Source organism: Pseudomonas sp. B33.4, from assembly GCF_034555375.1.
GTDB lineage: Bacteria > Pseudomonadota > Gammaproteobacteria > Pseudomonadales > Pseudomonadaceae > Aquipseudomonas.
Window position 1 is genome coordinate 1997818 of sequence record NZ_CP140706.1, and the last position, 25593, is coordinate 2023410.

Here is a 25593-nt window from a genome sequence, read left to right on the forward strand (position 1 = left end):
AAAAGATCGCAGCCTTCGGCAGCTCCTACACGGGTTGTGTCATTCAGAGGTTCTGCAGGGTGTCGAGGAGGATTCTGACTTTGGTGATCGACTCCTGATACTCAGCCTGCCAGTCCGAATCCGCAACAATCCCGCCACCGCCCCAGCAGCACACCTGACCATCCTTGACCAGCAGACTGCGGATCGCGATGGAACTGTCCATTTCGCCGCGCACGTCCAGGTACAGCAACGAACCGCAATACAAGCCGCGCCGGGTCGGTTCCAGCTCATCGATGATCTGCATTGCGCGAATCTTTGGTGCGCCGGTAATCGAGCCGCCGGGGAAGCTGCCGGCAATCAAATCCAGCGCGTCGCGGTCATCCGCCAGTTCACCGGTCACGCTGCTGACCAGGTGATGCACGTTCGGATAGCTTTCCAGGCTAAACAACTCCGGCACCCGCACCGAACCAATGCGGCAGGTGCGGCCGAGGTCGTTGCGCAGCAGATCAACGATCATCAGGTTTTCCGCGCGATCCTTGGGGCTGGCCAGCAGTTCGGCGGCGTTGGCAGCGTCTTCGGCGGGTGTCAGGCCACGCGGACGGGTGCCTTTGATCGGGCGGGTTTCCACCTGACGTTCGCTGACTTTGACGAAGCGCTCGGGTGACAGGCTCAACACGGCGCCGCCGTCGGGCAGGCTCTGGAAACCGGAAAACGGCGTCGGGCAGGCTTCGCGCAATTTGCAGTACGCCAGCCACGGGTCGCCCTGACACGACGCACGGAAACGCTGAGCGAAATTGACCTGATAGCAGTCGCCGGCCTGGATGTAATGCTGAATGCGTTCGAACGCCTGACGGTAATCGTCGGCCGAGAGATCGGCGGCCATCGGCTGGTTCAGTTTGAACGGGGTCAGTGCACTGGCGACTGGCTGCGTGAACAACGCAATCAGCCGCTGTTTCTCGCTATCGATCACCGACGGGTGGAAGACCAATTGGCTGGTGGCCGCCTGGTGATCGCTGATCAGTGCCCAGTGGTACAGGCCAAAACGTGCATCCGGCAGCTGCAGATCATCGCGGGACTGGCTCGGCAGGTTTTCCAGATGCCGGCCGAAGTCGTAGCTCAGGTAGCCGATCAAGCCGCCCGCGAATGGCAGCTCGAAACCTGCTGGCAAATCAGCCTCGCCCAGGCGACTCAGATTGTTCCGCAGACGTTGCAGGAAGTGCTCGCCGCTCTCGTCCGGCAACACCGCCAGTTGTTCCAGCGGCCAGGCGCTGAGCAGGTCATAACGGCCACGGTCAGCGCTCGGGCGGCCACTGTCGAGCAGCACGGCGCCGGGCGCGTTGCGGATGGCCGCGAAATAGCCGGCGGGATTGGCGCGATAGGGCAGGGGATGTACGGAACAGGTCAACATGGGCGGGGCAGATCGGCCGTTGAGGCGGGGTGGGGATTGTAGTCCTCTCCGATGCCAGATCAAAGTCAAAAGCCTCCCCCTCACCCCAACCCTCTCCCCCAAGGGGGCGAGGGGGAAAGGGAGCAGATCGGGGGCTTTTCAAAACTTGGGTTCGGCTCGATATCTTGGGGGAGGAGCCGATCTGCATGCTTTTCAAGGCCAGAGTTCGACTCGATATCTTGGGGGAGGAGCCGATCTGCATGCTTTTCAAGGCCAGGGTTCGGCTTGATATCTTGGGGGAGGGAGCCGATCTTCATGCTTTTCAAGGCTTGAGTTCGACTCAAGACGTTCAGGTCGGCGTACCTCCAACATCCACCTCGGTCAGTCCCCTCTCCCTCCGGGAGAGGGCTAGGGTGAGGGGCTTTTAGCTTTTCAGCTCTTGAGCTTTTAGCCTTCGACGGCCGGAATATGCCCAAACATTTCCTGAGTAAACGCCACGCGCTCTTCAACCGACTCCGTCACTCCACGCGCCTTCAGCTCTTCCAGACGCGCCTCGACGGCATGGGTACGCAACGTCAGCCCACAGTCGTTAGCGATCTGAATATTCAGCCCCGGCCGCGCATTCAACTCAAGAATCAGCGGACCTTTTTCCTGATCCAGCACCATATCAACGCCGATATAGCCCAACCCGCACAGCTCATAACAGCCCGCCGCGAGTTTCATGAAACCGTCCCAGTAGGGCAGTTGCACGCCGTCCACCGCGTTGGTGGTGTCGGGGTGTTTGGTGATGATGTTGTTCAGCCAGGTGCCGCGCAAAGTAAGCCCGGTCGCCAGATCGACGCCGACACCGATGGCGCCCTGGTGCAGGTTGGCCTTGCCGCCGGACTGCCGGGTCGGCAAACGCAACATCGCCATCACCGGATAGCCCATCAACACGATGATGCGGATATCCGGCACGCCTTCGTAGCTGATGCTTTTGAAGATCTGATCCGGGGTCACGCGGTATTCGATCAGCGCCCGATCACGGTGACCACCCAGCGAATACAGGCCGGTGAGGATGCTCGAGATGTGATGCTCAAGCTCTTCGTGGGCGAGGATCTTGCCCGATACCGTGCGATAGCGGCCCTCGAAGCGGTCGGCAATCACGATGATGCCGTCACCGCCCGCGCCCTGCGCCGGTTTGATCACGAAATCGTTGCGCCCGCCGATGATCTCGTCGAGCTTGTCGATTTCCTTCTCGGTGGAGATCACGCCATACAGTTCCGGCACATGGATGCCAGCCTCGATGGCGCGCTCCTTGGTGATGATCTTGTCATCGACGATCGGGTACAGACTGCGCTTGTTGTACTTGAGCACGTAATCGGCGTTACGCCGATTGATGCCCATGATGCCCCGCGCCTCCAGCGCCTTCCAGGTCTTCCAGAAACCGAACATCAGGCGTCAGCCTTCTTCAGGAAAGCCTTGAAGCGCACCAGTTCGGTCAGGCGATAGCCGCGATAGCGACCCATCGCCAGCATGAAACCGACCAGAATCAGCAGGATCGCCGGGAAGGTGAACACGAAGTAAACCAGCTCCGGCACGGTCATGATCAGGTGCGCCAGGGACGCGGCGAACAGCGTGCCGATCGCGACTTTCAGCGCATGGTTGGCGCCGCGTTCTTCCCAGGTGATCGACAGGCGTTCGATAGTCATGGTCAGAATCACCATCGGGAACAGCGCTACAGACAAGCCACGCTCCAGACCGAGTTTATGGCTGAACAGACTGATCGCCGCGATCAGCACCACGACAAAGGTCAACACCACCGAGAGTCGCGGCAGCATTTGCAGCTTCAGGTGTTCCAGATACGAACGTAATGACAGGCCCAGCGCCGTGATCACGGTAAACAGCAGAATGCCGAAGCCCAGCTGCGTTTCGCGGAAGGCGAGGGCGATCAGTACCGGGGTAAACGTGCCGAGGGTCTGCAGGCCGATCAGGTTGCGCAGGATCAGGATCACCAGCACGCCGATCGGGATCATCACCATGATCATGAAGGTCTGCTGGGTCTGTAGCGGCAAGCCGTACAGCGAGTATTCGAGGAAGTTGGCGTCGGTGTTTTCGTCGGTCAGCTTGGCCAGACGAATGGCGTTCATCTCGCTGTTGTTGAGGCTGAAGGTCACATTGGCTTTCTTGCCGCCGTCGACGGTGATCAGGTTTTCATCGCCAGTCCACCACAGCAGGCGATCGGTTGGCAGACCTTGCTCGCCGGTTTCCGGGTTGAAGTACAGCCAGTCGTTGCCGTTGAAGCTGCGCAGCCACAGTTCAGGCGTTTGCGGCTGATCGGCGACGAGGCGGATGGTGTGGACTTTTTCCACCGGGACGTGGGCGATGGACAGCAGCAGTTCGACGATTTTGGCTTTGTGCGCGGTCGATGGATCGCCGGCCAGCAGCAGTTTCACGTTGTCATCGTTGAGGTTGTTGACGCGTTTGATCGCCTCGCCAATAAAGGTTTCGACGTCGGCCGAGTGCTGGCGGATCGGTGCAAGCAGGGCTTCGGCGGCGATTTTCTCAGGGCCTTCGATGGCCATGCTGTCGCGGAAGGTCGGGCCTTTGACTTTGGATTTTTCAGCGGTGTAACGCTTGGTCAGCACCAGGCGGTAATAAAGAGTCTGATTGCCCTTCGCCCGGCGCGCTGACCAGGTGACTTTGCGGTTGCCGTCGACGCGGTTCACGGCGACGCCGTAGTTGTTGGAGATAAAGCTTTCGTTGAGGCTGACGTAATCGCGGCTCAACGGTGGCACGAACATCTGGATCTTCACCGGATCCTTGGTGCTGGCGACGAACTCGACCTTGGCGTCGATGTTCCACAAGTCGTCGGTTGCATCTTCGGTCACCGGGATGCCGAGCACGAAAATCTGATAGGCCGTAACCGAAACGCCCAGGAGCACCAGAATGGTGATCAGGATTTTCAGGTGGAAGGTTAGAGAACGCATGGAAATTACTCGGCGGTATGAGCGGCGATGGTGCAGGCGGGTTTGCCGGCAGCGTATTTAAGGCTTGGATCGACCAGCGCATCGAAGCGTTTCAGCGCTTCGGAGCCAATCAAAAGCGGATATTGGAACGCACTTCGGTCGGTCAGGTTCACTTCGATGCTGCGCATTGCCGATCCCATGCAGATATCCAGCTCGATCACCGGACGGGCGGTGTACTTCTTGCCTTCTTCCGGGTCGTAGTCGCCGGCACGGCGCTTGATTTTGCTGACCCGGGCCAGCGGCCGTTCGATCGGGTGCGAATGCGCGGCGTCGATCGCCAGGTAGAAACGTACCCAGGACTCACCGTTGCGTTTAAAGCGTTTGATGTCGCGGGCACTCAGCGAGGCGGTTTTCGCGCCGGTATCGAGTTTGGCCGCGACTTCGAGATTGATGCCGTCAAGCGAAGCGTATTCGTTGAGGCCGTACACGGTTTTTTCCCCCGCTGCGGCGAGGCCGGGCAGGCAAAACAGGGCAAAGAATGTGGGAAAAGGCTTGAGTCTCATAAATCCTGGTGCGCAGCGTTCCGTTTTCGGTTCAGGTCCTTGGCAAAACTTGCGCAAGGCCCTTCGTGTGCCTATCAGCTTTTTATGACAAGCCGTACAAATGGCCAGCAAATGCGGGCGGCATTCTAGCACGGTGGTTTTATGGCGCCAGCGCTGGGGGCGGTCTATAGAAGATCAGAAGATCGCAGCCTGCGGCAGCTCCTACACTGATCCCTGTAGGAGCTGCCGAAGGCTGCGATCTTTTAAGGTTATTAGACGATTGTCGACAATACCTATTTATCCTTTGACTGATGCGGGCGAATTGGCTAGTTTTTGCCGCATTGGATTTAAAGGTGTCGACAATCATGCTGGATCAACTCGATCCCCCGGTCATCAACGGCGACGATTCCGAGACACTCTCGGAAAACGTCTTCCGGCGCATACAGGCGGCTATCGTCAAAGGCGAGATCGCCCCGGGCAGCAAAATCTCCGAGCCGGAGCTGGCGCGCACCTACGGCATCAGCCGTGGGCCATTGCGTGAGGCGATTCATCGCCTGGAAGGCCAGCGCTTGCTGGTGCGCGTGCCGCACGTCGGCGCGCGGGTGGTCTCGCTCAGCCATGCCGAATTGCTCGAGCTCTACGAAATCCGCGAATCCCTCGAAGGCATGGCCTGCCGTCTTGCAGCCGAACGCATGAGCGTCGAAGAAATCGACGAACTGCGCCGGGTGCTGGAAACCCACGAGCGCGACGCCGCGTTTCAGGCCGGCGTCGGCTACTACCAGCAGGAAGGCGATTTCGACTTCCACTACCGGATCATCCAGGGCAGCGGCAACCGCACGCTGACGCAGATGCTCTGCGGCGAGCTCTATCAACTGGTGCGCATGTACCGCATCCAGTTCTCGACCACGCCGAACCGTCCGCGTCAGGCGTTTGCCGAACACCACCGGATTCTCGATGCCATCGCCGACCGTGACGGCGAGCTCGCGGAATTGTTGATGCGCCGTCACATCGGCGCCTCGAAACGCAACATCGCCCGTCATTACCAGGACGGCGCCCACAATAAGACAGCCACTGAACGAGGTGAGTCATGAGTTCCAAGCACAGCACTCCAGGCCAGCGTTTCCGCGATGCGGTCGCCAGCGAGCACCCATTGCAAGTGGTCGGCGCGATCAACGCCAACCACGCGCTGCTGGCCAAGCGCGCCGGTTTCAAGGCGATCTACCTGTCCGGTGGCGGGGTGGCCGCAGGCTCGCTCGGCGTGCCGGACCTGGGCATCACCGGTCTGGATGACGTGCTGACCGACGTACGCCGCATCACTGACGTTTGCGATCTGCCGTTGCTGGTCGACGTCGACACCGGTTTCGGCTCGTCGGCGTTCAATGTGGCGCGCACCGTCAAGTCGATGATCAAGTTCGGCGCGGCGGCGATTCACATCGAGGATCAGGTCGGCGCCAAACGCTGCGGCCACCGTCCTAATAAAGAGATCGTCAGTCAGCAGGAAATGGTCGACCGCATCAAAGCTGCCGTCGATGCCCGCACCGATGACAGCTTCGTGATCATGGCGCGTACCGATGCGCTGGCGGTGGAAGGTCTGGAATCGGCACTCGATCGCGCAGCGGCGTGTATCGAGGCTGGCGCCGACATGATCTTCCCGGAAGCCATCACTGAACTGGAGATGTACAAGCTGTTCGCCAACCGTGTGAAAGCGCCGATCCTGGCCAACATCACCGAGTTCGGCGCGACGCCGCTGTACACCACCGAGCAATTGGCCGGCGCTGACGTGTCGCTGGTGCTCTATCCACTGTCGGCGTTCCGCGCGATGAACAAGGCGGCGGAAAACGTCTACACCGCGATCCGCCGCGACGGCACGCAACAGAATGTCATCGACACCATGCAGACTCGCATGGAGCTTTACGATCGCATCGATTACCACACCTTCGAGCAGAAGCTCGATGCGTTGTTTGCGGCGAAGAAGTAAGCCGCAGCCACACTCCCTAATAAATTCAAGATTGGAGAAAACAATGGCCGAAGCAAAAGTACTCAGTGGCGCCGGGCTCCGTGGCCAGGTCGCCGGGCAAACCGCATTGTCCACCGTGGGCCAGGCCGGTGCCGGGCTGACCTATCGCGGCTACGACGTGCGCGAACTGGCAGCCGATGCGCAATTTGAAGAAGTCGCGTACCTGCTGCTCTACGGCGAACTGCCGACGAAGGCGCAACTCGACGAATACCAAGGCAAACTGAGCAAGCTGCGCGACCTGCCGCAAGCGCTGAAAGAAGTGCTCGAACGCATCCCCGCCGACGCCCACCCGATGGACGTGATGCGCACCGGTTGCTCGTTCCTCGGCAACATTGAGCCGGAGAAAGATTTCTCCGAACAGCGCGACAAGACTGACCGCCTGCTCGCCGCGTTCCCGGCGATCATGTGTTACTGGTATCGCTTCAGCCACGATGGCAAACGCATCAATTGCGTGAGCGACGAGCCGACCCTCGGCGGCCACTTCCTGCACTTGCTGCACGACAAGAAGCCAAGCGAGCTGCACGTCAAAGTGATGAACGTCTCGCTGATCCTTTACGCCGAGCACGAATTCAATGCCTCGACCTTCACTGCGCGCGTTTGCGCTTCGACCCTGTCCGATCTGTATTCCTGCGTCACCGCAGCCATCGGTTCGCTGCGTGGCCCGCTGCACGGCGGCGCCAATGAAGCAGCGATGGAAATGATCGAGCGCTTCTCGTCGCCGGAAGAGGCGATCAAAGGCACCCTCGGCATGCTTGAGCGCAAGGACAAGATCATGGGCTTCGGCCACGCGATCTATAAGGACAGCGATCCGCGCAACGAGGTGATCAAGGGCTGGTCGAAAAAGCTCGCGGACGAAGTCGGTGACAAGGTGTTGTTTCCGGTCTCGGAAGCCATCGACAAGACCATGTGGGAGCAGAAAAAGTTGTTCCCCAACGCCGATTTCTACCATGCCTCGGCGTACCACTTCATGGGCATCCCGACCAAGCTGTTCACGCCGATCTTCGTCTGCTCGCGCCTGACCGGCTGGGCTGCGCACGTGTTCGAACAGCGCGCCAACAACCGCATCATCCGTCCGAGCGCCGAGTACATCGGCGTTGAACAGCGCAAGTTCGTGCCAATCGAACGTCGCTGAAATGGTGAGCTGACCCGATCCTTGAAACCACCGCAAATCCCTGTAGGAGTGAGCCTGCTCGCGATGACGGACTGACATTCACCATCGATGTCGACTGATCTACCGCTATCGCGAGCAGGCTCACTCCTACAAGGGACGGTGTGAATCTTGAGTCTGGCGTCTGCCCACCCTTTGAAACCATCGTGACCCGAGTCCTGACCCGATGAACACAGAATTCCGCAAAACCCTGCCCGGCAGCCCTCTGGATTATTTCGACGCCCGCGCGGCAGTCGAAGCGATTCAGCCCGGCAGTTACGACACTCTGCCGTACACCTCCCGCGTGCTGGCGGAAAACCTCGTGCGTCGCTGCGACCCGGCCACGCTCACCGACTCCCTCAAGCAATTGATCGAGCGCAAACGCGACCTCGACTTCCCGTGGTTCCCGGCCCGTGTGGTCTGCCACGACATCCTCGGCCAGACCGCGCTGGTCGACCTCGCCGGCCTGCGCGACGCCATCGCTTTGCAGGGCGGTGACCCGGCGCAAGTCAACCCGGTGGTGCCGACGCAACTGATCGTCGACCACTCGCTGGCGGTGGAGGCGGGTGGTTTCGACAAGCAAGCATTCGAGAAAAACCGCGCCATCGAAGACCGGCGCAACGAAGACCGTTTCCACTTCATCAACTGGACCAAAAAGGCCTTCAAGAACGTTGATGTGATACCGCCGGGCAACGGCATCATGCACCAGATCAACCTGGAGAAAATGTCTCCGGTGATCCAAGTGCGTGAAGGCGTAGCGTTCCCGGACACCTGCGTTGGTACCGACAGCCACACACCGCATGTCGATGCGCTGGGCGTGATCGCCATCGGCGTTGGCGGCCTCGAAGCCGAGAGCGTAATGCTTGGTCGCGCGTCGTGGATGCGTCTGCCGGAGAGCGTCGGTGTTGAACTGACCGGCAAGCTGCAACCGGGTATCACCGCCACCGACATGGTGCTGGCGCTGACCGAATACCTGCGCAAACAAAAGGTCGTTGGCGCATGGCTGGAGTTCTTCGGCGAAGGCGCCGCTGCGCTGACCCTCGGCGACCGCGCGACCATCTCCAACATGGCCCCGGAATACGGCGCCACCGCAGCGATGTTCTACATCGACCAACAAACCATCGACTACCTGAAACTCACCGGTCGTGAAGACCAGCAAGTGCAGTTGGTCGAGCAATACGCCAAGCTCACCGGCCTCTGGGCTGACAGCTTGAAAGGCGCGCAATACGAGCGCGGCCTGACCTTCGATCTGTCCTCGGTGGTGCGCAACATGGCCGGCCCGAGCAACCCGCACGCCCGCGTTGCGGTGGCGGATCTGGCGGCCAAAGGCATCTCCGGTCAGTGGGAAGACGTGCCGGGGCAAATGCCCGACGGTGCAGTGATCATCGCCGCCATCACCAGTTGCACCAACACCAGCAACCCGCGCAATGTCATCGCTGCCGGCCTGCTCGCGCGCAACGCCAACAAACTCGGTCTGACCCGCAAGCCGTGGGTGAAATCTTCGCTGGCGCCGGGTTCGAAAACCGTGGCGCTGTACCTCGATGAAGCGGGGCTGACCACAGAGCTGGAACAGCTTGGTTTCGGCGTCGTCGCCTTCGCCTGCACGACCTGCAACGGCATGTCCGGCGCGCTCGATCCGCTGATCCAGCAAGAGATCATCGACCGCGACCTGTATGCCACCGCCGTGCTTTCGGGCAACCGCAACTTCGACGGCCGCATTCACCCGTATGCCAAGCAAGCGTTCCTCGCTTCGCCGCCGCTGGTGGTCGCCTACGCCATCGCCGGGACTATCCGTTTCGACATCGAAAAAGATGTGTTGGGCGTGGTCGACGGCAAGGAAATTCGCCTCAAAGACATCTGGCCGAGCGATGAAGAAATCGACGCCGTGGTGAAGTCTTCGGTCAAGCCTGAGCAGTTCCGTCAGGTCTATATTCCGATGTTCGCCGTCCACGAAGACACCGGCCCGAAAGTCACGCCGTTGTACGACTGGCGCGAGATGAGCACCTACATTCGCCGTCCGCCGTATTGGGAAGGTGCACTGGCCGGCGCCCGTCCGCTCAAAGGCATGCGCCCGCTGGCCGTGCTGCCGGACAACATCACCACCGATCACCTGTCGCCATCCAACGCGATCATGCTCGACAGCGCCGCTGGCGAATACCTGGCGAAAATGGGCCTGCCGGAAGAGGACTTCAACTCTTACGCCACCCACCGTGGCGACCACTTGACCGCACAACGCGCGACGTTCGCCAACCCGAAACTGTTCAACGAAATGGTCGTGGAAAACGGCAAGGTCAAACAGGGTTCGCTGGCGCGTGTCGAGCCGGAAGGCAAAGTGATGCGCATGTGGGAAGCCATCGAAACCTACATGGAACGCAAGCAGCCGCTGATCATCATCGCCGGCGCCGATTACGGTCAGGGCTCGTCCCGCGACTGGGCGGCGAAAGGTGTGCGTCTGGCCGGTGTCGAAGCGATTGCCGCTGAAGGTTTCGAACGCATTCACCGCACCAACCTGGTGGGCATGGGCGTGTTGCCGCTGGAGTTCAAGGCGGGCACCGACCGTCACACCCTGGCCATCGACGGCAGCGAAACCTACGACGTGATCGGCGAGCGCAAACCGCGCGCGGACCTGACGCTGGTGATCCATCGCAAGAACGGCGAGCGCGTTGAGGTGCCGGTGACTTGCCGTCTCGATACCGCTGAAGAAGTGTCGATCTACGAGGCCGGCGGCGTGTTGCAGCGCTTCGCGCAGGACTTCCTTGAAGAGTCGGCGGTTGCCGTTTAAATCAACTGATGTGGGCAGGGGATTTTAAGTCCCGCGCCCTCGGTAAGGAGCATCATGGCTCACGCACCACAAATAAAGATCCCCGCCACCTACATGCGCGGCGGTACCAGCAAAGGCGTGTTTTTCAGCCTCAAGGATCTGCCCGCAGCCGCACAGATTCCCGGCCCGGCTCGCGACGCATTACTGCTGCGTGTGATTGGCAGCCCCGATCCATACGACAAGCAGATCGACGGCATGGGCGGCGCCACTTCGAGCACCAGCAAAACCGTGATCCTGTCGAAAAGCATAAAGGCTGATCACGACGTTGATTACCTGTTTGGTCAGGTCTCCATCGACAAGCCCTTCGTCGATTGGAGCGGCAATTGCGGCAACCTCTCGGCAGCGGTCGGTTCGTTTGCCATCAGCAACGGTCTGGTCGACGCCAGCCGCATTCCGCACAACGGTGTTGCGGTGGTGCGCGTGTGGCAGGCCAACATCGGCAAAACGATTATTGCCCACGTGCCGATCACCAACGGCGAAGTGCAGGAAACCGGTGATTTCGAACTCGACGGCGTGACCTTTCCGGCGGCCGAAGTGCAGGTTGAATTCATGGATCCGGCGGCGGAGGAAGAGGGCGGCGGTGGCTCGATGTTCCCCACCGGCAACCTGGTAGATGAGCTGGAAGTGCCGGGTATCGGCACCTTTAAGGCAACCATGATCAATGCCGGCATCCCGACGATTTTCGTCAACGCCGAAGACATCGGTTACACCGGCACTGAGCTGCAAAGCGCGATCAACAGTGATTCGAAAGCGTTGCAGATGTTTGAGACGATTCGGGCTTACGGCGCATTGCGCATGGGCTTGATTGCCAATCTCGATGAAGCAGCGAAACGCCAGCACACGCCGAAAGTCGCGTTTGTCGCCAGGCCTGCGGATTACGTGGCGTCGAGTGGCAAAGCGGTTGGCGCCGGCGATGTCGATTTGCTGGTGCGCGCGTTGTCGATGGGCAAGTTGCACCACGCGATGATGGGCACGGCGGCGGTGGCGATTGGGACTGCTGCAGCAATCTCCGGCACCTTGGTAAACCTCGCGGCCGGTGGCGTTGAACGTAATGCCGTGCGCTTCGGGCATCCGTCCGGGACGTTGCGCGTTGGCGCCGAAGCCAGCCTGGAAAACGGCGAGTGGATCGTCAAAAAAGCCATCATGAGCCGTAGCGCGCGTGTCCTGATGGAAGGCTATGTACGCGTCCCCGGAGATTCTTTCTGACTAGCGAACCTTTTCCCTCACCCCAGCCCTCTCCCGGAGGTAGAGGGGGCCGACCGAGGTGTCTGGAGATGTACATCGACCTGAAAGATCGAGTCGATTATGGATTCAGGGGCCGACCGAAGTGTTTGAGATTGTGCATTGACCAGATCGATTATGGATTCAGCGCAGATCGTTCACGTCGGTGAACCTCTACAGCATCCCCCAATCGGTTCCCTCTCCCTCGGGAGAGGGCTAGGGTGAGGGGCTACTCACTGAAACAACACAAAAAGAGCAGGCACCCCAGACCTGCAATCATCCAAACCCGCCAAGCTCTGAGGAAGACCGCACCCACTCATCATTCCCGCACAGGAGAACCGCAATGAGCGCCAACGTCGACCTGAACAACCGCCCCGACTACGACCGTGTCCTGCAGGACATCGCCGATTACGTCCTTACCTTCAAAGTCACCTCTGCCGAAGCCCTCGACACCGCCCGCAACTGCCTGATGGACACACTGGGCTGCGGTCTGCTGGCGCTGCGTTTCCCCGAATGCACCAAGCATCTCGGGCCAATCGTCGAGGGCACCGTCGTGCCGTTTGGCGCACGCGTTCCCGGCACCTCCTATCGCCTCGACCCGGTGAAAGCCGCGTGGGACATCGGCTGTATCGTCCGCTGGCTCGACTACAACGACACCTGGCTCGCCGCCGAGTGGGGCCATCCCTCGGACAATCTTGGCGGGATTCTCGCGGTGGCCGATCATCTTTCGCAGAAGCGTCTGGCCAACGCTGAAGCGCCGCTGACCATTCGCGATGTGCTGGAAGCGATGATCATGGCCCACGAGATCCAAGGCGTGATCGCCTTGGAAAACTCCTTCAACCGTGTAGGACTCGATCACGTCATTCTCGTGAAAGTCGCCTCAACCGCCGTTACCGCCAAACTGATGGGCGCCAATCGCGAGCAACTGTTGTCGGCGTTGTCCCATGCGTTTGCCGACGGTCAGGCCCTGCGCACCTATCGTCATGCGCCGAACGCCGGTTCACGAAAATCCTGGGCAGCGGGGGATGCATCGAGTCGCGGTGTACGTCTGGCTGACATTGCCCTGCGCGGCGAGATGGGCATTCCCGGGGTGCTGACTGCGAAACAGTGGGGCTTTTATGACGTGCTGTTCAGCCATACCAATAGCGATCTGGCGCTGAAACCGGAAGATAAACGCGCCTTCAGTTTCTCGCGGCGATTCGGCAGTTATGTGATGGAAAACGTCCTGTTCAAGATCAGCTTCCCCGCTGAATTTCATGCGCAAACCGCGTGCGAAGCGGCGGTGACGCTGCATCCGCAGGTGCGCAATCGCTTGCACGAAATCGACAAAATCGTCATCACAACCCACGAGTCGGCGATCCGCATCATTTCCAAGGTCGGGCCGCTGGCCAATGCCGCCGACCGCGACCACTGCATCCAGTACATGACCGCCGTGCCACTGGCGTTCGGCAATCTGGTCGCCGAGCAATACGAAGACGATTTCCACCGGGCGCATCCAATCATCGATGTGCTGCGCGAAAAAATGGTCATCGTCGAAGAGCCACGTTTCACGCGCGAATACCTCGAGGCCGACAAACGCTCGATTGCCAACGCCGTGCAGGTGTTTTTCAAGGACGGCAGCAGCACTGAAAACGTCGTGGTGGAATACCCGATCGGCCATCGTCGACGTCGCGCCGAGGGCATTCCATTACTGGAAGACAAGTTCAAGGCCAATCTGGCAACACGTTTCACCGGCCAGCGCAGCGGCGAAATCTTCGCGTTGTGCAAGGATCCGGCGCAGCTCGAAGCCACCCCGGTCAACCGCTTTGTGGATATGTTCGTTATCTGAACCACTTTTCCACAGGCAATTTGGTGATCGCAAAGCCGCTCAACAAAACCGCCGAATAGATCATCAGCTCCCGGGACAGGGTTTGCCCCTCGTACCAGGCGCCGATGATCACGGCGAACACCGGGAAAATGATAAACACGAACGACAGAATGATCGGGCTCAAGCGTTTAAGCAGCAAAAAGTAAACGATGAATCCGCCCACCGATGCCACCAGTCCCAGATACAGCAGGGCGCCCCACGAGCGGGCGCTGACGTCACTGAATACCGGCGTCTCGACGCTCAGTCCGACAATAAATAACATCAGTCCGGCAATGCCGATCGGCAACGTGTTGTAGGTGATCACGCTGATCGCGCTGCCGTGTTTTTTCGTCACGACGTAGCACAGCGCATGCATCACCGCCGCACAGAGAATCGCCAATACTCCCAGCCATTCGGCCTGATCCAGATGCAGGCCCTGACTGCGAATAATCATGAACAGACTGCCAAAACCAATGGCGATGCCGAGCATTTGTGACGGATAGATTTTTTCGCGCAGAAACAGCGCGGAAAACAGCAGGATAAACACCGGCATGCAACTGAACAGCAGTGCGGTCAGGCCGGACGATACGTGCATCTCACCGTAGTTGAGCAGGTAGTAAGGCAGGCTGAAATACGACAGCGTGACGAACACAAAAAACCAGCGACTTTGCCGGGGAAACAACAGCCTTTCCTTGCGCAACAGCGCGAAGCTGAGGAACAGCGGAAAGGCAATCAGAAAACGCAGCCCGGCGGCCGTCAGTGGCGGCACGCTTTCCACGGCAATCTTGATCCCCAGCCACGTCGTGCCCCAGCTCAGACAGACGATCAGAAACAGCGTGCTGGTGATCAGGCCGGCGAGCCAGGGTTTGCTGAGATTCATCGGTGTGCTGACGGCGTTCGACATGTGCGTTCTCCGAGCGGTGGAATTGACCTGATCGCTGAAACAGTCTATTTGTGATTGAACCTGTTTTCAGTACGCTATTCGGGGCGAGAATGACTGTCAAAGTAAGTATTGCCATGGTGTCAATCCTCCGCGATGGCCTCGCCAATGGCGTCGGTGTGAAATACAAACGCTTGGCCGATGCGGTCGCACAGGCCATTGAGGAAGGGGTGATCGATGCGGGATGCAAGTTGCCGCCGCACCGATTGCTGGCCGACAGCCTGGGTGTGACCATCGGTACGATCAGTCGTGCCTACGGTGAATTGGAACGCGTGGGATTGGTCGTCGCCCGCGTCGGAGATGGCACTTATGCCTGTCAGCGCGGGATGGAGCGGCCGCAGGACAAAGGCTTTCGCAATGTCAGCGATGAGCCGTCAGCCTGTTTCGACATGAGCCGCAATCAACCGATGCCAGGCCAGGAAGCCGCATTCATGAGCCAGAGCCTGCAGGAGCTGGCCAGCGATCCGCGCGTTTTGCAGCAATTGACCGGCTACACCGCCGAAGCCGGGCTGGCGCGGCATCGTGTGGCGGGGGCGGTCTGGTTGCAGCATGCGGCGTTCGTGCCGCATGCCGATCAGGTGTTGTGCGTCAACGGTGGTCAGCATGGTTTGTTGTGCGCGCTGATGGGCTTGCTCAAGGCCGGCGACACAGTGGTCACCGAGCATTTGTCCTACCCGGGATTGATCGGCGTCGCACGCCAGCTTGGGATAAAACTTGTTGGCGCTGCGATGGATGACGAAGGACTGTTGCCGTCGGCACTGGAGGAAATCTGCCGTCAGCATCGGGTTTCGGCCGTGTATTGCACGCCGACGATCCAGAATCCTACGGCTGCGGTCATGTCGATCTCACGGCGCGAGACAATTGCCGAGCTCTGTCGCCAGCACAACCTGCTGATCATTGAAGATGAAGCCCATGCAGTGCTGGATCGGCAGCGCCCGTTGCCGCTGAGTTATTTCGCGCCGGAGCGTTCGGTATTGATCGGCAGTCTGAGCAAGGCCGTTTCAGCGGGTTTGCGCATCGGTTATTTGCACGCGCCGCAAGCGTTGATCGGCCGTTTGAGTGCCGCCATCCGCGCAACGTGCTGGATGGCCAATCCACTCTCGATGGAAGTGGCCAGTCTGTGGATCGAAAGCGGTATGGCTGAGCGTTTGCTGGACGAACAGATCAGCGAGATCGCTCGGCGCAAGGCCTTGGTGGCGCCTGTTCTGCAGGGCTTGAACTACAAGACTCACCCTTACAGTCCGCATTTCTGGGTGGAAGTGCCTGAGCTGTGGCGGGCGTCGCAGATTGCGGTGGAATTGAAGGAGAACAACTATCTCGTCGCCACCGCTGAGGCGTTTGCGGTGGGACATGCAGCAGTGCCGCAATTTATTCGGGTAAGTGTGTGCAATGCGGTGGGGGATGATCGCTTGCTGCTCGCAGGCTTTGAAGCTCTAAATCGGGCGCTGACAGAGACCGTGTAATCGTTCTTCGCGAGCAGGCTTGCTCCCACAAGGGAGGGGTGAATGCAAAATGTACAAACACTCGAGAACCCTGTGGGAGCGAACCTGCTCGCGAAGGCGTCGGATCAGGCAATGCAGAACTATTTGAAACGCCGCTCCACACCTTTCTCCACCAGAATCTTCGCCGAAATCTCTTCCACCGAAAAATGAGTGGAGTTGATGTGCGGGATGTTCTCGCGGCGGAACAGATTCTCTACTTCACGCACTTCGAATTCGCACTGCGCGTAACTCGAATAACGGCTATTGGGCTTGCGCTCGTTGCGGATCGCGGTGAGGCGATCCGGGTCGATGGTCAGGCCAAACAACTTGTGCTGATGGGCGCGCAGGGCGTTCGGCAGGGTCAGGCGCTCCATGTCGTCTTCGGTCAGCGGATAGTTGGCCGCGCGGATACCGAACTGCATGGCCATGTACAGACACGTCGGCGTTTTGCCGCATCGCGACACGCCCACTAGTATCAGATCGGCTTTGTCGTAATAGTGGGTGCGCGCGCCGTCATCGTTGTCGAGAGCGAAGTTGACCGCCTCGATGCGCTCCATGTAATTGGAGTTGTGCCCGATCGAATGCGACTTGCCGACGGTGTAGGAAGAATGCTCGGTCAGTTCCTGCTCCAGCGGGGCGAGGAAGGTCGAGAAAATGTCGATCATGAAACCATTGGACGTTGCGAGAATCTCACGGATGTCCTGATTGACGATGGTGTCGAAGATGATCGGACGGAAGCCGTCGGTTTCAGCGGCTTTGTTGATTTGTTGTACCATGGCTCGCGCTTTTTCAACGCTGTCGATGTACGGTCGCGTGAATTTGCTGAAGGTAATGTTTTCGAACTGCGCCAGAAGGCTTTGACCCAGGGTTTCGGCAGTGATGCCGGTGCCATCGGAGATGAAGAAAGCAGATCGTTTCATTTGCACCTTGGGCCTTAAGCTAATGAGCATTTCTGGATATGATAGGCGCGATTTGTCGGCCGCGATTGGCCAGCATTCTCACTTATTTTCCAGGTCCAGGCCATACAACCGGCCGAGGCTCCCCCGGGCCGCCGGTTTCTGAGCTTTTCCAACACAGTTAGTGGAGAGATCACCTTGGTAGAGTACGTAGTTTCCCTCGATAAGCTCGGCAAACACGATGTTGAGCATGTGGGGGGCAAGAACGCATCCCTGGGCGAGATGATCAGTAACCTGGCAGGCGCCGGTGTTTCGGTCCCCGGCGGCTTCGCCACGACGGCTCAGGCCTATCGTGATTTCCTCGAACTGAGCGGCCTCAACGACCAGATCCACGCGGCCCTCGACGCGCTCGACGTCGACGACGTCAACGCCCTGGCCAAAACCGGCGCACAGATCCGTCAATGGATCATGGAAGCCGAATTCCCTGAAAAACTGAATGCCGAGATCCGCACCGCGTTCGCCGCGCTGTCGGCCGGCAACCCTGACGTGGCCGTGGCTGTGCGTTCTTCTGCCACCGCCGAAGACTTGCCGGACGCTTCGTTCGCCGGTCAGCAGGAAACCTTCCTGAACATCCGCGGTGTGGAAAACGTTATCCGCGCCGCCAAAGAGGTGTTCGCTTCGCTGTTCAACGACCGTGCGATTTCCTACCGCGTGCACCAGGGCTTCGACCACAAACTGGTCGCCCTGTCGGCTGGCGTGCAGCGCATGGTGCGTTCGGAAACCGGCACCGCCGGCGTGATGTTCACCCTCGATACCGAATCGGGTTTCCGTGACGTGGTGTTTATCACCGGCGCTTACGGTCTGGGCGAAACCGTTGTACAAGGCGCGGTCAACCCGGATGAGTTCTACGTGCACAAGGGCACGCTGGAGGCCGGTCGTCCGGCGATCCTGCGTCGCAACCTGGGCAGCAAAGCCATCAAGATGATCTACGGCGACGAGGCCAAGGCCGGTCGTTCGGTCAAGACCGTCGATGTCGACAAGGCTGAGCGCGCGCGTTTCTGCCTGAGCGACGCTGAAGTCAGCGAACTGGCCAAGCAAGCGATGATCATCGAAAAGCACTACGGCTGCCCGATGGACATCGAGTGGGCCAAGGACGGTGACGACGGCCAGCTGTACATCGTGCAGGCGCGTCCGGAAACCGTGAAAAGCCGCACCCAGGCCAACGTCATGGAACGTTACCTGTTGAAAGAAACCGGCACCGTGCTGGTTGAAGGTCGCGCGATTGGCCAGCGCATCGGCGCCGGCAAAGTGCGGATCATCAAGGACGTCTCTGAGATGGACAAAGTCCAGCCGGGCGACGTACTGGTTTCCGACATGACCGACCCGGACTGGGAACCGGTGATGAAACGCGCCAGCGCCATCGTCACCAACCGTGGCGGCCGTACCTGCCACGCGGCGATCATCGCGCGTGAGCTGGGCATTCCGGCAGTGGTCGGTTGCGGCAACGCCACCCAACTGCTCAAGGATGGCCAGGGTGTGACCGTGAGCTGCGCCGAAGGCGATACCGGTTACATCTTCGAAGGCGAGCTGGGCTTCGACATCAAGAAGAACTCCGTCGACGCCATGCCGGAGCTGCCGTTCAAGATCATGATGAACGTCGGCAACCCGGACCGCGCTTTCGATTTCGCGCAACTGCCGAACGCCGGTGTGGGCCTGGCCCGTCTGGAATTCATCATCAACCGCATGATCGGTGTGCACCCCAAAGCACTGCTGAACTACGACGGTCTGCCGCAGGAAATCAAGGACAGCGTCGACAAGCGCATCGCCGGTTACGACGATCCGGTCGGTTTCTATGTCGACAAACTGGTGGAAGGCATCAGCACCCTCGCTGCAGCGTTCACGCCGAAAAAAGTCATCGTGCGTCTGTCGGACTTCAAGTCCAACGAATACGCCAACCTGATCGGCGGCAAGCTCTACGAGCCGGAAGAAGAAAACCCGATGCTGGGATTCCGTGGCGCTTCGCGTTACATCAGCGAATCGTTCCGTGATTGCTTCGAACTTGAGTGCCGCGCGCTGAAACGTGTGCGCAACGAGATGGGCCTGACCAACGTCGAAATCATGGTGCCGTTCGTCCGTACCCTCGGCGAAGCCAGCCAGGTCGTCGATCTGCTCGCCGAAAACGGCTTGAAGCGCGGCGAAAACGGTCTGCGCGTGATCATGATGTGCGAACTGCCTTCCAACGCGATTCTTGCTGAAGAGTTCCTTGAATTCTTCGACGGTTTCTCGATCGGTTCCAACGACCTGACGCAGCTGACCCTGGGGCTGGACCGCGATTCCGGTATCATCGCGCACCTGTTCGACGAGCGTAATCCGGCGGTCAAGAAGCTCTTGGCCAACGCGATTGCCGCGTGCAACAAGGCCGGCAAGTACATCGGTATCTGCGGTCAGGGTCCTTCGGACCACCCGGATCTGGCCAAGTGGCTGATGGAGCAGGGCATCGAAAGCGTGTCGCTGAACCCGGACACCGTGCTGGAAACCTGGTTCTTCCTCGCGGAAGGCCAAGCGCCGGCCTGATCAGTAGGTGAACGGCCCGCTCCCTTTGTGGGGGCGGGCTTTGAGATTCAAGTAGGGCGGGCTCCTGTAGATGCCGCCCTTTTTTGTGCAAGAGCATTATGCAAAGCAGCAGCAACCTGTTTCCTGTCGCCCTGATCAGCGCCGAACGGCGCGGCGATCTGAGCGAAGACGTTTACCGACTCAAACCCGGCAACAGTCCCGACTGGTCCGTGGAGATCGCCGTCACCCGTTTGGGCATGGCCGATGACGCGGCGCCTCGCGGTGTGCCGGTCATCTTGCTGCACGGCAGTTTTTCCAATCGACGCTTCTGGTTTTCACCGAAAGGCCTGGGCCTGGGCGCGTATCTGACGCGACTGGGTTTCGACGTGTGGATTCCGGAGATGCGCGGCCACGGCCTGTCGCAGCGCAACGAGGAGTACCGGCGCAATCGCGTGGCCGACTATGCCCGTTACGATCTGCCGGCGATCGCCGCATTCGTGCGTGAGCAGAGTGGGCAGATTCCGCACTGGATCGGCCATTCGCTAGGCGGCATCACCTTGGCTGCCGCGCTCGGTGGCGAGTACCTGGGCGAGCCGGCGGTGGCTTCGGCGGCATTTTTCGGCACCCAGGTCAGCCGTACTTACTGGCCGCTGAAAATTCCGCCAGTGGAGTGGAGCAGCCGCTTCATTCTCAAGCGCTTCGCGCAACTGTCCGGTTCGCGCCTCAAGCGTGGCCCGGAAGATGAACCGATCGGTCTGGCGCTGGAAAGCATGCGCTGGTACGGCTTGTTCGGCCGGTTTGGTGACAAGGACAAGGATTGGTGGGCGGGTCTTGTCGACGTCAAGGTGCCGGTGCTGGCAGTGACGGCGGCGGGGGATCATCAGGATCCGGCGTGGGCCTGTCGCAAACTGTTCGAGCAGATCGGCACCGAGCACAAGCAGTTCATCAATCTGGGGCGCGAGCAGGGTTTCACCGATAATTTCGGTCATGTCGAAATGTTGGTGAGCAAAGCGGCGCAGATTGAGGTGTGGCCGCTGGTAGCGCGCTGGTTGAACGATCAGCAGGCGCCGTTACTGGGTGAGAAGCCTGATCTGGCTGCTGCAGTCTGAGACGGGGTCTGGGTGAAGGGCATTTCGTTCAGATCGGCTTGCGGCTAAGATATGACGAATTGTGCGGTTCTGGTCATATTCGGTGGCAGTTTAGCGATTACGTTTCAGCGTTTGTTCAGGTTCATTCAGCGAACATTCAATGAGCTAAGGTAAACAGCGACCACCGGAACTCGTCTCTTCAGAACGCGGCATCCTTGATCGTCTTGCTTTTTACAGGAGTTTTTCGATGAACCATTACCTTACGCCTGACCTGTGCGACGCCTACCCGGAGCTGGTGCAGGTGCTGGAACCGATGTTCAGCAATTTCGGTGGCCGTGATTCATTCGGCGGCGAAATCGTGACCATCAAATGCTTCGAAGACAACTCGCTGGTCAAGGAACAAGCCGAGCTCAAGGGCAGCGGTAAAGTGTTGGTAGTGGATGGCGGCGGTTCTCTGCGCCGTGCGTTGCTCGGTGACATGATTGCCGAGAAGGCCGCAAAAAACGGCTGGGAAGGGCTGGTGATCTACGGTTGCATCCGTGACGTCGACGTCATTGCCCAGACTGATCTGGGCGTACAGGCCTTGGCCAGTCATCCGATGAAAACCGAAAAACGCGGTCTCGGTGACCTCAACGTCCCGGTGACGTTCGCCGGTGTGACGTTCCACCCGGGCCACTACATTTATGCGGACAACAACGGCGTGATCATCTCGCCGAGCCCGCTGAAAATGCCTGAATAAGGCTTCGACAAAGGGATGCGGATGTTCGAGGAAGAAAACGCGCAATGGGGGCTGGTGCATGCCCTGGTGCTGGACGGAAAAGGTGGCGCGCGTTCGATAGCCCGGACTGAGCTCGACGATTTGCAGCTGCAGGCCCATGAAAGCCTGTGGCTGCATTGGGATCGCAGCCATCCGCAGACCCAGACCTGGTTGCGCAAATCCAGCGGGCTCAATGAATTCACCTGCGATCTGCTGCTGGAAGAGAACACCCGGCCGCGTCTGTTGCCGCTGCCGGATGCCGAACTGCTGCTGTTTCTGCGCGGGGTCAATCTCAACCCGGGCGCCGAGCCGGAAGACATGGTCTCGGTGCGGATTTTCGCTTCTGCCCAACGGGTGATTTCCCTGCGTTTGCGCCCGTTGCGCGCCACCGATGAGCTGCTGGCGCAATTGGCCGACGGCAACGGCCCGAAAACCTCCTCCGAACTGATCCTTTATCTGGCGCAGTTCCTCACCAACAAGGTGCAGGATCTGGTCACTTGCCTCTCGGAAATCGCCGATGAGGAAGAAGAAAAGATGGATGCCGACGAACGGTATACTCCCGAGCATGGTGCCATTTTGCACATCCGTCGCCGGGCGGCCGGACTAAAGCGTTTTCTTGCACCGCAGCGGGATATTTTCGGACAACTCACGCGGATAAAACTGCCTTGGTTTGTCGATGACGATGCCGATTACTGGAACGAACTGAACAACAGTCTGACCCGCTATCTCGAAGAGCTCGAATTGACCCGAGAGCGCGTGGGGCTTGTGCTGGAGGCTGAAGACCGGCGCCTCAGCGAGCGTATGAATCGCACGATGTACCGCTTCGGGATCATCACCTGCATCTTTTTGCCGATGAGTTTCATCACCGGTCTGCTGGGCATCAACGTTGGCGGAATTCCATTCTCCAGCAGCCCTTATGGCTTCCTGATCGCCTGCTTGACGGTGCTCGCTCTGGCCTTCGGTCAGTGGTGGTTATTCCGTCGTTTGCGCTGGGTCTGAAAATGGCACATGTGACCCGACCAAATCTGCCCGCGTCTTTCACAGACATCACGAGAGGTGCGTATGCACGATCCGTTTGAACAGTCTTTGCGCGACATGCTCAACGCCTCGCCGTCCAGCCGCGACGACGATGCCTGTCTGGGCCGCGTACTCAAAACCGCCAACCGCCAGGTTGGCGCCGGTGATCTGTTCAGCCTGCTGGGCCGCTGGCTGCCCGCGCTGATGATCGCCCTGAATAACGGATCGGCCCATGTCTCGCCGGTTTCCCGTCTTCGTAAACCTACCGCTCGCACTGCTGATAAGGCTGATTGAATATGGAACTCGACCTCTGGACTCAGAGCCTCGTCACTGCAATGACTGCGTTGTGGACCAAAGTAGCCAACTTCATTCCGAACCTGTTCGGCGCACTGGTCGTGCTGCTGTTGGGTTTCGTCGTGGCCAAGTTGCTCGATACCTTGCTGTCCAAGCTGCTTGCCAAACTGGGCCTTGATCGCCTGATGGGTGGCACCGGCCTGACCAAATTGATGTCGCGAGCCGGGCTGCAAGTGCCGATCTCGACCCTGATCGGCAAAATCGTTTACTGGTTCGTTCTGCTGATTTTTCTTGTTTCTGCAGCAGAATCCCTTGGCCTTGAGCGAGTTTCAGCTACGCTGGATATGTTGGCGCTCTATTTGCCAAAAGTATTCGGCGCAGCCCTGGTGTTGCTGGTAGGTGTTTTGCTGGCGCAACTGGCCAACGGGCTGGTGCGCGGGGCGGCAGAAGGTGTGGGCCTGGACTACGCTTCGGGGCTTGGGCGAATTGCTCAGGGGCTGGTGATTATCATCAGTATCTCGGTTGCGATCAGTCAGCTCGAGGTCAAGACCGACCTGCTGAACCATGTGATTGTCATCGTTTTGATTACCGTTGGTCTGGCCGTTGCGCTGGCCATGGGTTTGGGAAGCCGGGAAATTGCCGGTCAGATTCTTGCGGGAATCTATGTGCGTGAGTTGTATCAGGTTGGGCAACAAGTGCGTGTTGGCGAGGTCGAAGGCCAGATCGAGGAGATCGGCACGGTTAAAACCACATTGCTGACCGATGAGGGTGAGCTAGTCTCTCTTTCCAATCGGATCCTGCTGGAACAGCATGTGAGTAGCCGCTAATCCGGCAAACCCTGCTAATGTATGCCGCCGCAAAATGCCAGCTGATGCTGGTCGCGGTGGACATTGACCTGACTGTCGGCACGACTTGTTTTGAATAAAGCCCAAACGCTATCCACGCGCTACGACCCCCGCGAGCTCTCTGATGAGGAGTTGGTCGCGCGCTCGCATACCGAGCTTTTTCACGTAACGCGCGCTTATGAAGAACTGATGCGGCGTTACCAGCGAACATTATTTAACGTTTGTGCGAGATATCTTGGGAACGATCGCGACGCAGACGATGTCTGTCAGGAAGTCATGTTGAAGGTGCTGTATGGCCTGAAGAACTTCGAGGGGAAATCGAAGTTCAAAACGTGGCTCTACAGCATCACGTACAACGAATGTATTACGCAGTATCGGAAGGAACGGCGAAAGCGTCGCTTGATGGACGCATTGAGTCTTGACCCCCTCGAGGAAGCGTCCGAAGAAAAGGCGCCGAAACCCGAGGAGAAGGGCGGGCTTGATCGCTGGCTGGTGTATGTGAACCCGATTGACCGTGAAATTCTGGTGCTACGATTTGTCGCAGAGCTGGAATTTCAGGAGATCGCAGACATCATGCACATGGGTTTGAGTGCGACAAAAATGCGTTACAAACGTGCTCTAGATAAATTGCGTGAGAAATTTGCAGGCATTGCTGAAACTTAGTTCAGCGCAAATATCTCTTACGTGTAGGCAAGTTCTGATAGACTTGCCGCCGAGTTGTCCCCCGGTTTGCGGGACTGCTTCACAATCACCAGATGGGGATTTAACGGATGAAACTGAAAAACACCTTGGGCTTGGCCATTGGTTCTCTGATTGCCGCCACTTCGTTCGGCGCTCTGGCACAAGGCCAAGGCGCAGTTGAAATCGAAGGCTTCGCAAAGAAAGAACAATTCGACAGCGCTCGTAACTTCAAGAACAACGGCAACCTGTTCGGCGGCTCGATCGGTTACTTCCTGACCGACGACGTTGAACTGCGTCTGGGCTACGACGAAGTGCACAACGTACGTGCCGACGATGGCAAGAACGTTAAAGGCGCTAACACCGCTCTGGACGCTCTGTACCACTTCAACAACCCAGGCGACATGATTCGTCCATACGTTTCGGCCGGTTTCTCTGACCAGAGCATCGACCAGAACGGTTCGAACGGTCGTAACCGTTCCACCTTCGCCAACGTTGGCGGCGGTGCCAAGCTGTACTTCACCGAGAACTTCTACGCCCGTGCCGGCGTTGAAGCTCAGTACAACATCGACCAGGGCGACACCGAGTGGGCTCCTAGCGTTGGTATCGGTGTGAACTTCGGTGGCGGCTCCAAGCCTGCTGCTGCTCCAGTTCCAGCACCAGCTGAAGTCTGCTCCGACAGCGACAACGATGGCGTTTGCGACAACGTTGACAAGTGCCCGGACACCCCAGCCAACGTAACTGTTGACGCTGACGGCTGCCCAGCAGTTGCTGAAGTTGTTCGTGTTGAGCTGGACGTCAAGTTCGACTTCGACAAGTCGGTTGTGAAGCCAAACAGCTACGGCGACATCAAGAACCTGGCTGACTTCATGAAGCAGTACCCATCCACCACCACTACTGTTGAAGGTCACACTGACTCCGTCGGTCCTGACGCTTACAACCAGAAACTGTCCGAGCGTCGTGCAAACGCCGTTAAGCAAGTTCTGACCAACCAGTACGGTGTTGAATCGTCCCGCGTTCAGTCTGTTGGCTACGGCGAATCCCGCCCAGTTGCTGACAACAAAACTGACGCTGGCCGCGCTGTAAACCGTCGCGTAGAAGCGCAGGTTGAAGCTCAAGCTAAGTAATTAGCTGCC

At 59.0% G+C, this 25593-nt stretch carries 21 protein-coding genes; 15 read left to right on the forward strand and 6 right to left on the reverse strand.

Going from position 1 to position 25593, the window contains the following annotated elements:
• Positions 1-43: 43 nt before the first annotated feature.
• From pabB to U6037_RS08980, 4 genes are all read right to left on the reverse strand, one after another.
• A complete protein-coding gene (gene pabB / locus U6037_RS08965) occupies positions 44-1387 on the reverse strand; it encodes an aminodeoxychorismate synthase component I (RefSeq protein WP_322846472.1) in 1344 nt (447 codons plus the stop codon).
• Between the two features lie 426 nt (positions 1388-1813).
• Positions 1814-2800: an alpha-L-glutamate ligase-like protein gene (locus U6037_RS08970; RefSeq protein ID WP_322846473.1), complete on the reverse strand. Its 987-nt coding sequence runs from the start codon at positions 2798-2800 to the stop codon at positions 1814-1816.
• The gene (locus tag U6037_RS08975; RefSeq protein WP_242210107.1) at positions 2800-4335 is read right to left on the reverse strand and encodes an inactive transglutaminase family protein; all 1536 of its coding nucleotides are present in this window, start codon (positions 4333-4335) and stop codon (positions 2800-2802) included. Before U6037_RS08975 ends, U6037_RS08970 begins: the two co-directional genes overlap by 1 nt.
• A 5-nt stretch (positions 4336-4340) precedes the next feature.
• Positions 4341-4877 carry an ATP-dependent zinc protease gene (locus tag U6037_RS08980; protein WP_016983749.1) on the reverse strand — a complete coding sequence of 179 codons (537 nt, stop codon included), beginning with the start codon at positions 4875-4877 and terminating at the stop codon, positions 4341-4343.
• A 347-nt stretch (positions 4878-5224) separates the two neighbouring features.
• On the opposite strand from U6037_RS08980, the gene U6037_RS08985 reads away from it, so the two are divergent.
• The 6 genes from U6037_RS08985 to prpD all read left to right on the forward strand — a co-directional run bounded on the left by U6037_RS08985 (position 5225) and on the right by prpD (position 13890).
• Positions 5225-5947 carry a GntR family transcriptional regulator gene (locus U6037_RS08985; RefSeq protein WP_181429361.1) on the forward strand — a complete coding sequence of 241 codons (723 nt, stop codon included), beginning with the start codon at positions 5225-5227 and terminating at the stop codon, positions 5945-5947.
• Positions 5944-6834, forward strand: a complete 891-nt coding sequence (gene prpB / locus U6037_RS08990; protein WP_034152882.1) for a methylisocitrate lyase — start codon at positions 5944-5946, stop codon at positions 6832-6834. Before U6037_RS08985 ends, prpB begins: the two co-directional genes overlap by 4 nt.
• A gap of 43 nt (positions 6835-6877) precedes the next feature.
• Complete coding sequence (prpC, locus tag U6037_RS08995) at positions 6878-8005, forward strand: 2-methylcitrate synthase (RefSeq protein ID WP_322846474.1); 1128 nt, start codon at positions 6878-6880, stop codon at positions 8003-8005.
• A 202-nt stretch (positions 8006-8207) separates the two neighbouring features.
• A complete protein-coding gene (acnD, locus tag U6037_RS09000; protein ID WP_322846475.1) occupies positions 8208-10802 on the forward strand; it encodes a Fe/S-dependent 2-methylisocitrate dehydratase AcnD in 2595 nt (864 codons plus the stop codon).
• Positions 10803-10856: 54 nt separating this feature from the next.
• Positions 10857-12047 (forward strand): 2-methylaconitate cis-trans isomerase PrpF, encoded by a 1191-nt coding sequence (gene prpF / locus U6037_RS09005; RefSeq protein WP_322846476.1) that lies wholly within the window; start codon positions 10857-10859, stop codon positions 12045-12047.
• 358 nt (positions 12048-12405) lie between these two features.
• Positions 12406-13890 (forward strand): 2-methylcitrate dehydratase, encoded by a 1485-nt coding sequence (gene prpD, locus U6037_RS09010; RefSeq protein WP_322846477.1) that lies wholly within the window; start codon positions 12406-12408, stop codon positions 13888-13890.
• Here the strand turns inward: prpD and U6037_RS09015 are convergent.
• Positions 13883-14788, reverse strand: coding sequence for a DMT family transporter (locus U6037_RS09015; protein ID WP_322847299.1), 906 nt, complete (start codon positions 14786-14788; stop codon positions 13883-13885). The two genes, prpD and U6037_RS09015, sit on opposite strands and share 8 nt — an antisense overlap.
• Before the next feature lie 113 nt (positions 14789-14901).
• Here U6037_RS09015 and U6037_RS09020 point away from each other — a divergent pair, with 113 nt between their 5' ends.
• A complete protein-coding gene (locus U6037_RS09020; protein WP_322846478.1) occupies positions 14902-16311 on the forward strand; it encodes a PLP-dependent aminotransferase family protein in 1410 nt (469 codons plus the stop codon).
• A gap of 119 nt (positions 16312-16430) precedes the next feature.
• On the opposite strand, the gene U6037_RS09025 is transcribed toward U6037_RS09020, so the two are convergent.
• Entirely contained in the window at positions 16431-17249 is an 819-nt protein-coding gene (locus U6037_RS09025) for a pyruvate, water dikinase regulatory protein (protein WP_242209488.1), read from the reverse strand.
• A gap of 174 nt (positions 17250-17423) precedes the next feature.
• On the opposite strand from U6037_RS09025, the gene ppsA reads away from it, so the two are divergent.
• From ppsA to U6037_RS09065, 8 genes are all read left to right on the forward strand, one after another.
• Complete coding sequence (gene ppsA, locus U6037_RS09030) at positions 17424-19799, forward strand: phosphoenolpyruvate synthase (protein WP_322846479.1); 2376 nt, start codon at positions 17424-17426, stop codon at positions 19797-19799.
• Positions 19800-19897: 98 nt separating this feature from the next.
• Positions 19898-20887 (forward strand): alpha/beta fold hydrolase, encoded by a 990-nt coding sequence (locus U6037_RS09035; protein WP_322846480.1) that lies wholly within the window; start codon positions 19898-19900, stop codon positions 20885-20887.
• A 226-nt stretch (positions 20888-21113) separates the two neighbouring features.
• A complete protein-coding gene (gene rraA, locus U6037_RS09040; RefSeq protein ID WP_322846481.1) occupies positions 21114-21605 on the forward strand; it encodes a ribonuclease E activity regulator RraA in 492 nt (163 codons plus the stop codon).
• Positions 21606-21626: 21 nt separating this feature from the next.
• On the forward strand, positions 21627-22622 hold the full coding sequence (locus U6037_RS09045; protein ID WP_093431779.1) for a zinc transporter ZntB: 996 nt from the start codon (positions 21627-21629) through the stop codon (positions 22620-22622).
• Positions 22623-22685: 63 nt separating this feature from the next.
• On the forward strand, positions 22686-22934 hold the full coding sequence (locus U6037_RS09050; RefSeq protein ID WP_008076827.1) for a hypothetical protein: 249 nt from the start codon (positions 22686-22688) through the stop codon (positions 22932-22934).
• A gap of 2 nt (positions 22935-22936) precedes the next feature.
• Positions 22937-23761, forward strand: a complete 825-nt coding sequence (locus U6037_RS09055; protein ID WP_007916401.1) for a mechanosensitive ion channel family protein — start codon at positions 22937-22939, stop codon at positions 23759-23761.
• Positions 23762-23851: 90 nt separating this feature from the next.
• A complete protein-coding gene (gene sigX / locus U6037_RS09060; protein WP_011333251.1) occupies positions 23852-24442 on the forward strand; it encodes an RNA polymerase sigma factor SigX in 591 nt (196 codons plus the stop codon).
• 107 nt (positions 24443-24549) lie between these two features.
• Positions 24550-25584 (forward strand): OmpA family protein, encoded by a 1035-nt coding sequence (locus U6037_RS09065; RefSeq protein ID WP_016773833.1) that lies wholly within the window; start codon positions 24550-24552, stop codon positions 25582-25584.
• Positions 25585-25593: the final 9 nt, after the last annotated feature.

Coding starts and splice junctions, on each gene's coding strand:
- prpF (WP_322846476.1), top strand. CDS start 10,857: ATGGCTCACGCACCACAAATAAAGATCCCCGCCACCTACATGCGCGGC.
- U6037_RS09025 (WP_242209488.1), bottom strand. CDS start 17,249: ATGAAACGATCTGCTTTCTTCATCTCCGATGGCACCGGCATCACTGCC.
- U6037_RS09020 (WP_322846478.1), top strand. CDS start 14,902: ATGACTGTCAAAGTAAGTATTGCCATGGTGTCAATCCTCCGCGATGGC.
- prpB (WP_034152882.1), top strand. CDS start 5,944: ATGAGTTCCAAGCACAGCACTCCAGGCCAGCGTTTCCGCGATGCGGTC.
- U6037_RS09065 (WP_016773833.1), top strand. CDS start 24,550: ATGAAACTGAAAAACACCTTGGGCTTGGCCATTGGTTCTCTGATTGCC.
- U6037_RS09045 (WP_093431779.1), top strand. CDS start 21,627: ATGTTCGAGGAAGAAAACGCGCAATGGGGGCTGGTGCATGCCCTGGTG.
- U6037_RS08970 (WP_322846473.1), bottom strand. CDS start 2,800: ATGTTCGGTTTCTGGAAGACCTGGAAGGCGCTGGAGGCGCGGGGCATC.
- U6037_RS09035 (WP_322846480.1), top strand. CDS start 19,898: ATGCAAAGCAGCAGCAACCTGTTTCCTGTCGCCCTGATCAGCGCCGAA.
- U6037_RS09055 (WP_007916401.1), top strand. CDS start 22,937: ATGGAACTCGACCTCTGGACTCAGAGCCTCGTCACTGCAATGACTGCG.
- U6037_RS09050 (WP_008076827.1), top strand. CDS start 22,686: ATGCACGATCCGTTTGAACAGTCTTTGCGCGACATGCTCAACGCCTCG.
- prpD (WP_322846477.1), top strand. CDS start 12,406: ATGAGCGCCAACGTCGACCTGAACAACCGCCCCGACTACGACCGTGTC.
- U6037_RS08975 (WP_242210107.1), bottom strand. CDS start 4,335: ATGCGTTCTCTAACCTTCCACCTGAAAATCCTGATCACCATTCTGGTG.
- prpC (WP_322846474.1), top strand. CDS start 6,878: ATGGCCGAAGCAAAAGTACTCAGTGGCGCCGGGCTCCGTGGCCAGGTC.
- acnD (WP_322846475.1), top strand. CDS start 8,208: ATGAACACAGAATTCCGCAAAACCCTGCCCGGCAGCCCTCTGGATTAT.
- pabB (WP_322846472.1), bottom strand. CDS start 1,387: ATGTTGACCTGTTCCGTACATCCCCTGCCCTATCGCGCCAATCCCGCC.
- rraA (WP_322846481.1), top strand. CDS start 21,114: ATGAACCATTACCTTACGCCTGACCTGTGCGACGCCTACCCGGAGCTG.
- U6037_RS08980 (WP_016983749.1), bottom strand. CDS start 4,877: ATGAGACTCAAGCCTTTTCCCACATTCTTTGCCCTGTTTTGCCTGCCC.
- U6037_RS09015 (WP_322847299.1), bottom strand. CDS start 14,788: ATGAATCTCAGCAAACCCTGGCTCGCCGGCCTGATCACCAGCACGCTG.